Origin of the sequence: Vibrio sp. 10N.261.54.A5, from assembly GCF_041471145.1 — a bacterium.
Lineage (GTDB): Bacteria > Pseudomonadota > Gammaproteobacteria > Enterobacterales > Vibrionaceae > Vibrio > Vibrio crassostreae_C.
Window position 1 is genome coordinate 18,269 of record NZ_JBFRNU010000070.1, and the last position, 10,549, is coordinate 28,817.

The following is a 10,549-nucleotide window of genomic DNA, read 5'->3' on the forward strand; positions in this document are numbered from 1 at the left end:
AGCGTACGTCACCCACTCAATCTTTCTAATTTTGCCATTGTGGCTTTAACAACAGCTTGTCTGTTTTCATCCAACGCACAAGCGAGCCAAATAACGCTCACCAGTAACAACAATACCGTCGCTACCTCATCGAATACTTTAGAGGTCGATTGGAACGGCTTAAGCGTTAACAGTGCTGCTCTCACCGTTGATAGCCAACCACAGAAAGCGACCAATCTGGTCATTGGCTTTTCCGATAAAGCTGACTCAGCAAAAATCGCCACTTGGACCTTAGTACCCAGTGGAATAAACGTTAAGGCAGAGCTTAATCAAGACCAGCTCACTTTTCAGTTCAGCTTACCTTCAAATATACAGGTGAAACGAAACAAACCCATCGAATTGGCGTGGTTTGATCTTGCCGAACAACAAACTCAGACACTATTTCTTCCGTTTAGTGAAGGTATGCGCGTGCCTACTGACAACAAGCTTTGGGCAAGTTATCTCGTCGGTAACCATTCTGGAAGTAACACTACTCAAGACTTGAAGATGCCTTTTGGACAGTACAGCAAAACAATCATTTCATTAGCTATCAAATGGTTAATGCAACCAACAATCAACTGCTCTTTTCAGATGCATCCTCTAATGCTTCCTCAAATACAAAAACCAATTTCGAATACGTAAAACAGCGTGCTCAAGACATTATGAGATTCGGCAACTTCAACAGCTTGTTCTTAGATGTTGATGCAACCGCCATGGCACGTGAAGATTACCGCGTCTCTATAGACAGTAATGGCAATGGCAATACAAACGAATCAGACATGCTTTCTGCGTTCAACAACCGAATGAAGTGGCTTAGCGAGCAACCTTCGTTAGTATTAGGCTCTGAAGACGGCAACAGCCTAACAACAAAAGGCATCGCGTTTGCACACGGCTTAGAAACGGTTGGTTTTGGATGGACAGACAAAGACATGAAAGAGAACCGCCAATCTCCCTATTACTTAGGTCGTTGGTACCCAGACCACAAGCCTGACTTCTTCTTTAAGCCGGCCGAGGTTAAAGAGCCCTACAAGTCGCTACTGTTTTCGCCACAATATCGAATTCCACTTTACCAAGCCGTTTTCCATGATGAAGTAATCAGTACGCACCATTGGCATTCAGACAGCCTCAAGTTCACTAATGTACAAGCAGAACGTGACTTAACCGCCATGCTATACAACACACCACCGATGGTTCACTTGACCAGAGATGAAGCTTTATCAAGTTCAAGCCAGAGAATCAAAGCACTCAAACACTATCAAGATGGCTTTGAACCAATGCACGAACAGTTATGGGATAAACAGTTGGTCGATTTCGAATGGTTAGTTAAGAACGGCGATGTTAAACAAACGAAGTTCAGTGACGGAAGTAAGATCATTGCCAATTTTTCAGATCAAACCTTTCATCAGAGAGGCCTTAAAGTCTCGCCGAGCGCTATAAAAGCCGTATTGAGCAACGGACAAACGTTAGAGTGGAAATCAGAGCCTAACTAGTTTGAACGTGCCGTTTTTAAGCCTCACCTTATTCACTATTACGGGTTAGCAGGTAGTGTTGTTAACGAGCAAAAATCCACACCTTTGACACTCAGGTACCAATCCCAATCGACACCTAATTCTCTCTATTTTTGTACAAGAAAATTGGGTGCCGACCACAATTTCAAACACAGATGTTTTCACATAAATCTCAAAAGTGATATCAATGCTTATATTGAATGATAATAATACAAAAGAGATATTTTTGATGAAAAAGACCCTACTCACTTGCTGTGCCCTTCTTGCCTTTTCTTCTTCGGCAATCGCTAATGTTCAGTTTTCGAATCCAGAAGGAGCTTTAGGCGAACCTTCTAATTACTCTCAATACCAAAATGTTTTGTCAGTTTCTGAACTTCAAATTTCAGATCCAAACGGAAAGAAAGGCAACAAAGACTATTTTGCGCTCGATAATAACTACGACGGCATTGTGAACAACAACTTCTATGTCGACAAAGAAAGTGAAGCGCTAGTCTTTACCATGAAGAATGACCACCTGCGTAATGAGCTACGCGTTCAGGAAAACTTCCGCACAGACTTAGCAAATGAAACATACACATTAAGTTCGGAAGTGGAGATCATAAACCCTGAAGAGTCGATGAAGAACTCAGACTCTAAGCAAGACGAGATTACATTCCTACAAGTACATAACAAAGGCTTAGATGACCTTGGTACTCACAATGTCCCTCACCCTTTGCTTCGTGTTGTATGGAAACGTGACAATAATGGTATTGAAGGGCATTTCTGGGCAATCATTAAAAACAACGCTGTAATTTGTAAAGGATCGTTCGGCAAGAAAAACCAAGACAAGGAAATGTGCAAATCAGACGTAGCATATTCTCAGTATGATTTAGGCAAAGCACCACAAGGCAAACCAACAGCATTTGATTTAATCGTGGGTGATAAGAAACTTATTGTTGACGTAAACGGTGAACGTAAAGTTGAGCAGGATATTGACTACTGGCGTCACCTATTAAGCTACTTCAAAGCTGGCGTATATAACCAATTTACGAATGGACAAAGTGAAGCTCACTTCTACAAGCTAGAGTACACAGAGAAAAAGAGCTAGTTCGGTACTTAGCCTACAACTACATTAGCAATCAGAAAAAAACGAACTTGTTAACAAGTTCGTTTTTCTCTTTTCAATGTTATTGGTCATTGTCAATGAATTACAACTAATCAACAGTTAGGCAGCCGATTCCTTCTGTTGCTCCCAATACAATATGCCTTTATTTCGTTATTTGATTGGCTCTATTTTGAAAAGCAGTCAGTAGATAGTCGATAAAGACCTTCTTACGTTTCGGCATCAACTGCCTGTCTGCATACACTAGGCTTACTGAAACTTCCGGCATCTCATATTCAGGTAACAGACGAATCAGCTTACCTGTCTTAAAGTGTTCCCGACAAATGAATTCAGGAAGCACCGCCAAGCCGAGCCCATCCACACACGCTGTTAGGCATGCCGTGATGGTATTCACCCGCAACTGACACGGTAGATCGATCAAAATCGACTCTCCGCCTTCTAATTGTAAATGCCACTTGGGTAGACGCGCGGCCTTGTTCACCACCTCAATCATTCTGAATGGCGGTTCAAGATCATCGGGTGAAGAGACGTCATCGAACTGCTCTAAATACTCAGGGCTGGCTGCCAATACACGCTTTGATGTTGTGAGGTAGCGAGAAACCAAGCTCGAGTCCACTAGCTCACCAATTTGTGCGTAAAGATCGATCCCCTCCGCAATGATGTCGACTTCTCGATTCGACAGTTCTAAGTTCAAAGTCACGTTTGGGTGCTCTTTTAGGAAGCTGTGGATGTATTTAGCTAATACTTGATGCCCCAATTCGACAGGCAACACAACATTTAACTGCCCTCGGATCAAATCCTGATTGGCTGAAACCTCTAGCTCAGCTTGGTTCATGATCTCTTGCATCTGCATGCTCGACTGATAAAAGCGCTCACCCTCTGGCGTTAAGACTAAACTTCGTGTCGAACGAGTGATCAACCTCACACCTAGATGCTGTTCCAGCTCGTCTAGCTTTCGGCTGACGGTCGACTTGGTCATGTTCAATGCTTCAGCTGCGTGCGTGAAACTCCCACAATCAACAACTTGTGTAAAAACAGTCACAGCATTTAAGTCCATCGTACTTCTCCCAAAGCGCCATTAGTTAGATTTTTGCAACAGTGTTTCCCTTTTTTCCTATCTTATCAATCAATCGAATTCATTTACAATTCGTTACATCTAAATAAAAACAAAATGAGAAAGAAAAAATGACAGAGAACAACAACGCTTCGCAAACAGTAAGCACAAAAAAACGTAAAAAAGCTCCGCTTATTGCTACTGCGATCATGCTGTCATTGGGTTTAGCCGGTGCTGGATACTGGTACGGCTATGGCCAGTACTTTGAATCTACCGACAATGCCTACCTACAAGGCGACATCACGAATATTAGCCCTAAGGTCTCTGGCTATATTGTTAAGTCTTATGTGAGTGATAACCAATCGGTTAAAGAAGGTGATTTGCTGGTTCAAATCGATGACCGTGATTACCAGTCAGCACTCGCTCAAGCAAACGCCCATTTAAGCGTCGTGCAATCAGACGTCAAAAATCTAGTGGCACAACAAACGTTACAACGTAGCAAGATCAATCAAGCAGAAAGCCGCGTTGATTCTGCACAAGCTGAATACGAACGCGCGATTCAACAAGTGGTACGTTCTCGTAGCTTACTAAAGCGTAACTACGCGTCTCAAGATGAAGTCGATAGCATGGTTGCACAACAAAAAGTAACTCAGGCAGATTTAGAAGAAGCAAAAGCAAACCTCGTTGCAACCAATGACCAATTAACCGTTATCGCTAGTGAGATTGAGCAAGCAAATGCATCCGTGACCGAAGCTCAAGCCCAGAGAGATCAAGCACAGCTTAACCTTGATTACACCAAAATTTACGCGCCAGCAGATGGCGTGATTGGTAAACGCAGCGTACGTGAAGGCTTGCTGATTCAAGCAGGCGCACCACTGATGAGCTTGGTACCAAACAACCAAGTGTGGATTGAAGCCAACTTCAAAGAGACACAGCTAAGTGGTATTCACAAAGGTCAGACGGTTGAAGTAGAGCTGGATGCGTTCCCGGGGCAGCCTCTTGAAGGTGTGGTAGACAGTTTCTCCCCTGCGACTGGCGCTAAATTTGCGCTCCTACCACCAGAAAACGCGACCGGTAACTTCACTAAAATCGTTCAACGTGTACCGGTTAAAATTACTATTCCAGATCAGCAAGAGTTGAAAGGTCGACTGCTTCCTGGTTTGTCTGTGGTAGCGACCATCGATAAACGAGGCTAGACCATGAGTAACGCTGGTGTTGTCACCCAAACAAATGATGATGACGAGGTTTCGAGACGCCATTGGATCGCCCTATTTGGCGGCTTGATTGGCGCGTTTATGGCGATCTTGGATATTCAGATCACCAACTCGTCTCTCAAAGATATTCAAGGTGCGCTATCAGCCACCTTGGATGAAAGCTCGTGGATCTCTACGTCTTACCTAGTCGCAGAGATGATCGCTATCCCACTCAGTGGTTGGCTTTCTAAAGCGCTCGGTAAACGCCGTTATATCACGTGGACGACAGCCATTTTCACCATTTCATCTTTGTTGTGTTCGTTCTCTTGGAACATGACCTCGATGATCGTTTTCCGCGCGATGCAAGGCTTCAGTGGTGGTGCTCTAATCCCGCTTGCTTTCTCGCTGGTGATTCAGTTATTGCCGGTCAACAAGCGTGCTGTGGGTATGGCACTGTTTGGTGTAACCGCGACCTTTGCTCCATCGATTGGCCCTACCTTTGGTGGCTGGCTGACGGAGAACTTCTCGTGGCACTATATTTTCTACATCAATATTCCGCCAGCTTTGCTTGTGATCACCATGATCCGATATGGCTTGGACGATGAAAAGCTCGACCTTGGCACGCTGAAAAAAGCCGATTGGTTTGGTATCGCCACCATGGCATTAGGGCTAGGTTGTTTGGAAGTGGTGTTAGAAGAAGGTAACCGTGAAGAGTGGTTCAGTTCGAGCTTTATTATTGGCTTGAGTATCGTGTCGGCGGTGAGTTTGGTTTACTTCGTGATAAACGAACTCCAACACAAGAAGCCATTGGTTAACCTGCGGCTATTGCGGGATGGGCAATTTGCGATGTCTTGTATCGCCTATTTGATTCTAGGAATGGCATTGCTCGGCTCTATCTATGTTCTACCGATGTATCTCACTCAAATTCAGCAATATAACGCGATGGAAATTGGTGAAGTGCTAATGTGGATGGGTTTCCCACAGCTTCTGATATTCCCAATTGTGCCAAAGCTAACACAGATCATTAAGCCTAAGTACTTGGTTACCTTTGGCTTCGCGATGTTCGGTTTTAGTTGTTACGTAAATACACACATGACAATCGATTTTGGCGGGCAACAGCTGATTTTATCTATGGTTCTGCGTGCTATTGGTAGTCCGTTCATCATGGTTCCGCTGTCTTTGGTTGCCATGAAGAACATCAGCAAAATGGACACGCCAGACGCATCAACGTTAACCAACGTAATGCGGAACTTAGGGGGCGCTTTCAGCATCGCGATTATCGCTACGCTATTGGATAACAAAACCCGTGAGCACTTAGCACACATCAAGGAGTCGCTACCTTCAGTGAGTCAACTTGGTTGGCAGACGCTTCAGCAACAACAAGCGTTTTTCATTCAGTCAGGAAGTGATGCCGCAACTGCGATGCAACAAGCACAAGCAAGTTTGCTCGGCACAATGCAACGTGACGCAGCCATCATGGCTTACAACGATGTGTTCTTAATGATGACGGCGTTCTTGGCTCTAGCGGCAGTATTGATTCTAAACATGCGTGATTAACGCTAGAGTTTCGGTAAATAAAACTTCAAGCAAAGAACAACATTTCGAATAAAAACTCGAACAATAAAACAGAGAGGTGAGCTTATCGGCTTGCCTCTTTTTTATTTCTAAAACACGTATAACCCCACTAAAATCAGGTAAAAGTCACCTGCGTTTGAAGGCTTTCATAAATGTTATCTAATACTCTTTAATTACCAATAGTTTATTGAGTGTTTGTATGTGATATAGGCACCTTGACAATGTGCAACTTGACACCTAAATTAAAAAATAACATTTGGTATTAAGGAAAATGGATTTGACCTTACCAACAGACCTTCGAATTTTGATCGTCGACGACTCTAAAAGCGCAACAATACTTATTAAGCAGCAACTGGCTAGTTTGGGAGTTTCGCGCGACTGTATTTTTATTGCGACCGACTATCGAAAAGCCATTAAAGCGGTCGAGACACACTCTTTTCATGTACTCCTCATTGACTACCACTTAGAACAGTCTTTTACTGGCTTTGAGCTGTTGGGCATTCTGTATCGAAACCGCCTCATCGATCATACTGTGGCGACAATCTTGCTCTCTGGGGATATGCGTCAGGAAACAGTATTAACCGCCCTTTCAGGTGAAGCACACCACTTCGTTTCTAAACCGATTAATACTCAAACGTTGGGTAAAAAGATCCAAAGTGCCGTGTCCGTTTCAAAGAAACTCACCCAACTGAATGATTTGTATCCCATTGCCAGTCAAGAGAGATTAGCTCAAGCTTTGGCGATCTCCCCTAATGGTACTAGCGTTCAGTTCGAAGCGACATTGATTGAACATTTAATTGCAGGTAAGAAATGGCAGTTACTCTCTAGCGTCATTAACAACTCCAAAACCAACATGCACCCAACCAAATTGGTGGCTGAGGCGCTGATTCTCGACAGCTTAGGCAAGCCAAATTTAGCCATAGATAAGCTCCACAATTTTCTAATAGCACAGCCACTCTCATTGAGCGTGATTGACTGCTTAAGCTGTATCTATGAAAAACATAAAATGCTGCTGCCTGCTCTTAAATTAGCGATTCGTGCATTTGAGATGACTCCCAGCATCAGCCATCGTGCAATCAGGGCCATCGACTTAGCTGAGAACGCAGATAACACACATATGATCATAAAGTTAGGTGAGATGTATGCAACCCACATTTCAGCTGCTGACATTGATGTCATCCATTCCATTGGTGCGCACTTTAATTCCTTAAAAGCAACGTATCAGCGCGAGACGCAACTAAAGTACAAACGTATTTTGCTTGAGCACGCCAACCAATTCACCGAGTTGGTAAACCTGAAACTTCCGGTAAAACAACAGCAGCAAGTTTTGGCCAGCCTTGCCCTATTTCAGAGCAGCATATTGCTCATCGAAAATAGCCCTCAGATTGCCCACAAAAAAGTGATTAGAGCTTCGACACTGTTAGCGAACAATTTCCACAGCCAACCGACTTATTTGCTCACTCAGTTATTACCCATGCTCGCCCACTTTGGTGAGTACTCTCTTTATCATTTAACAGTGGAATGTCTCAAATCTCGTGGAGAAGCCATAAATCACCAACTTGAGTCCAAAAATGTCGACCCTTCAACGTGTATAAACATTGAAAATTTGGGTTCGATCCAAGAAATAAAGGACTACATTCACAGTTACCCATATTCAGTTGCCGCCAAACTTGACTATATATACGCCGTCAATAAAGCTCATATAGATGAGAAACTTAGCGACGACTATCTAGAAGAAATCTTACAGTTAGAACTTCCTCCAAAATGGAATCAATGGATTAGTGATTCATCAAGGTATGGTTTTTCCACTAAGCCGCCTAGCCCATTTTCAACATTCAGCCGACAGGAGTCCACATGCTAGACTTTGATGCTTTAAACGCCTATTTAGACAATGACAGAGACGTCATTTACGCCGTTTTGTCTACATATCAAGAAGACCATGGCAATTCGCTACAAGAGATCGAAGAGTTGGTTCAACAACAAGATTGGGGCAAGCTTCATTTTACCGTGCACACCTTAAAAGGCATTTTAGCCAGCTTTGGTGAAGAAACGGCCACAGTTGCATTGGAAAGAGTAGAACAAAACACACTCAATAAGCTTGCGCCGCAAGATGATGATCTTTCGGTTATCTACAGCGAAATGAAGATCATTAATCAGCAAATCGATGAGGTTCTTAGCACTTATTAGTCGATAGAATTAAAACGTGCATGGCGATACTTAACAGCCGACACAGCTAAAAGAGTTGAGGTGCTTGGAAACATTGAACCTCGACTCTTAACATTTTTCTCATCATTTCTCCTCTCAATTATAGTTCTAACCCACACCTATAAATTCACGTCATTTATCTAGATAAACCGATGTATAACACATGCTTTATAAACTATCCGTCTTAATGTTTTAAACGAAAAACCAACACACTTGATGAGATGCAAAATAGTTAAATATTTGTAGATCTTTTTGTGACATAAACATACGAAATTGCATTTTATTTATTGGTAAAGAAGAAATTGTTATCTACACTCTAATGAAACCAAGCGTTAATCACTTGGTGGCATAATAAAAAAACTAAAACGTTCAGTCGGCTAGATAAGGACAAGGAAATGAACAACGATAGTTTTGCTGCGTTTCAGGGGCTCACGGATGAAACACCCATTACCGAATCATTTTCTACCAGTGCAGACCCTTATGCTCATTATCTGAAAGATATTGTTGGCATTGATCTGCTGTCGCGTGAAGATGAGGTGTATTACGCAAAATTGAATCGCGCGGGTGATAAAAAAGCGCGTGATGTCATGATCGAATCAAACCTGCGCCTTGTTGTGAAAATCGCAAAGAGTTACCTAAAACGTAAAGGCAATAATTTCACCCTGCTCGACCTGATCGAGGAAGGCAACATTGGCTTGATTAAGGCCATCGACAAATACGATCCAGAACCAGGCTATCGTTTTTCAACCTATGCTGTTTGGTGGATCCGCGAAAACATTGAAGCCGCACTCATGAACACGGGTCGAACCGTTCGATTGCCAGCCCACGTGTGTAAAGAAATAAACAGCCTCGCCTCAAAAAAGCTCGATGCAAGCAAAAAAATGAGTAAAGAGGTTTCAATTTCTGAGCTATCAGACAGTTCAGGTGTAAAGGCCGAACGCGTCGATCAACTGGTGGCGTTAAGCGGGTTTATTGACGTGACGACAACGGTTGGAACTAGCCATGCGCCTATGGTGCTTGATCAATGCGAAAGTGAATATATCCCAGACCCTCAACAAGATTGTGAGGATCAATCCTTTACCCAAGCTCTAGAACAAATCATCTATACACTTCCTCCAAAATTACAAAAGGTGCTCATCCACCGTTTTGGTTTCTTTGATAACAAGGTGAAAACGCTGTCTGAGGTCGGACAAATGTTGGATGTGAATGTTTCTAATGAACGTGTTAGACAAATGCAGAAAGAAGCGGTCGAAAGAATTCAAAAACGACTCAAATTTGATGGTTGGGTGTAAGTCGTAACCCAGTTGAGAATTAGTTGAAAATAACGTTAAGCCAAAACAAAGACCTTTAGGGTGAGCCTCCAAGCTTGCCCTTTTTGTTTGCTGATTCGTTAGAAAAATAAAAAGATCGTAAGCACACGAACCCTAAGTCGCTAATCCCTAATGCCTAATGCCTAATGAAAAATGACAAATGCCACACCATTAACTTACCTTAAAGAAGTGACTCGCTCACTGCGCAAAATGAGATAATTGATATAAGTGGTTTCAAGACAATCTTGTTCCCACACTGATAAAATCCGTTTAGCCGCAAAATAATAATCTTTGTTTCTCAACAACATCCCAACGGTGCGGCTAAGCTTTTCAAATCGAACGTGATCGCTCGCAGAGATGTAGTCATCGTCACTTTCAATAATGGGCGCTAAACCATCAGCAAACCAATTATTCAATATTTCTCGCATCTCTAATTCAGACTCAGGCACATCCACACTCGACAACTCTCGATGTTGAGGCGGTGGCACTATGTACTTCGACGCTTGCGGTGAACTGACATAACGATACATGTCGTCCCTCCTGTCTAACGGACCCTTCTAATAATTAAGGACATATTTACCTGT

At 42.9% G+C, this 10,549-nt stretch carries 8 protein-coding genes and 1 pseudogene; 7 read left to right on the plus strand and 2 right to left on the minus strand.

The genetic code is table 11. The features are described 5' to 3' along the window. Positions 1–153: 153 nt before the first annotated feature. Both AB4329_RS20130 and AB4329_RS20135 read left to right on the plus strand, forming a co-directional pair. Positions 154–1,508, plus strand: a pseudogene (locus AB4329_RS20130) (glycoside hydrolase); the annotation flags it as partial. 247 nt (positions 1,509–1,755) lie between these two features. Continuing rightward, positions 1,756–2,613 carry a polysaccharide lyase family 7 protein gene (locus AB4329_RS20135; RefSeq protein ID WP_102556042.1) on the plus strand — a complete coding sequence of 286 codons (858 nt, stop codon included), beginning with the start codon at positions 1,756–1,758 and terminating at the stop codon, positions 2,611–2,613. Between the two features lie 160 nt (positions 2,614–2,773). Here AB4329_RS20135 and AB4329_RS20140 read toward each other — a convergent pair whose 3' ends face one another. After that, positions 2,774–3,685 (minus strand): LysR family transcriptional regulator, encoded by a 912-nt coding sequence (locus AB4329_RS20140; RefSeq protein WP_017060504.1) that lies wholly within the window; start codon positions 3,683–3,685, stop codon positions 2,774–2,776. Positions 3,686–3,813: 128 nt separating this feature from the next. Between AB4329_RS20140 and AB4329_RS20145 the strand changes: the two genes are divergently transcribed. From AB4329_RS20145 to AB4329_RS20165, 5 genes are all read left to right on the plus strand, one after another. Next, complete coding sequence (locus tag AB4329_RS20145) at positions 3,814–4,878, plus strand: HlyD family secretion protein (RefSeq protein ID WP_017072190.1); 1,065 nt, start codon at positions 3,814–3,816, stop codon at positions 4,876–4,878. Between the two features lie 3 nt (positions 4,879–4,881). Continuing rightward, positions 4,882–6,432, plus strand: a complete 1,551-nt coding sequence (locus tag AB4329_RS20150) for a DHA2 family efflux MFS transporter permease subunit (RefSeq protein WP_017060506.1) — start codon at positions 4,882–4,884, stop codon at positions 6,430–6,432. A 289-nt stretch (positions 6,433–6,721) separates the two neighbouring features. Then, positions 6,722–8,311, plus strand: a complete 1,590-nt coding sequence (locus AB4329_RS20155) for a response regulator (protein WP_017064673.1) — start codon at positions 6,722–6,724, stop codon at positions 8,309–8,311. Further along, the gene (locus AB4329_RS20160; RefSeq protein ID WP_017060508.1) at positions 8,305–8,637 is read left to right on the plus strand and encodes an Hpt domain-containing protein; all 333 of its coding nucleotides are present in this window, start codon (positions 8,305–8,307) and stop codon (positions 8,635–8,637) included. The genes AB4329_RS20155 and AB4329_RS20160 overlap by 7 nt, the downstream gene beginning before the upstream one ends. A gap of 413 nt (positions 8,638–9,050) precedes the next feature. Next, positions 9,051–9,947, plus strand: coding sequence for an RNA polymerase sigma factor RpoD/SigA (locus tag AB4329_RS20165; protein ID WP_017060509.1), 897 nt, complete (start codon positions 9,051–9,053; stop codon positions 9,945–9,947). A 194-nt stretch (positions 9,948–10,141) separates the two neighbouring features. Here AB4329_RS20165 and AB4329_RS20170 read toward each other — a convergent pair whose 3' ends face one another. Next, the gene (locus AB4329_RS20170) at positions 10,142–10,495 is read right to left on the minus strand and encodes a hypothetical protein (protein WP_017060510.1); all 354 of its coding nucleotides are present in this window, start codon (positions 10,493–10,495) and stop codon (positions 10,142–10,144) included. Between the last annotated feature and the right edge of the window lie 54 nt (positions 10,496–10,549).

What these genes read in the sequence shown, in the direction of transcription:
- AB4329_RS20135 (WP_102556042.1), top strand. Translation starts at nt 1,756, where the DNA reads ATGAAAAAGACCCTACTCACTTGCTGTGCCCTTCTTGCCTTTTCTTCT.
- AB4329_RS20140 (WP_017060504.1), bottom strand. Translation starts at nt 3,685, where the DNA reads ATGGACTTAAATGCTGTGACTGTTTTTACACAAGTTGTTGATTGTGGG.
- AB4329_RS20145 (WP_017072190.1), top strand. Translation starts at nt 3,814, where the DNA reads ATGACAGAGAACAACAACGCTTCGCAAACAGTAAGCACAAAAAAACGT.
- AB4329_RS20150 (WP_017060506.1), top strand. Translation starts at nt 4,882, where the DNA reads ATGAGTAACGCTGGTGTTGTCACCCAAACAAATGATGATGACGAGGTT.
- AB4329_RS20155 (WP_017064673.1), top strand. Translation starts at nt 6,722, where the DNA reads ATGGATTTGACCTTACCAACAGACCTTCGAATTTTGATCGTCGACGAC.
- AB4329_RS20160 (WP_017060508.1), top strand. Translation starts at nt 8,305, where the DNA reads ATGCTAGACTTTGATGCTTTAAACGCCTATTTAGACAATGACAGAGAC.
- AB4329_RS20165 (WP_017060509.1), top strand. Translation starts at nt 9,051, where the DNA reads ATGAACAACGATAGTTTTGCTGCGTTTCAGGGGCTCACGGATGAAACA.
- AB4329_RS20170 (WP_017060510.1), bottom strand. Translation starts at nt 10,495, where the DNA reads ATGTATCGTTATGTCAGTTCACCGCAAGCGTCGAAGTACATAGTGCCA.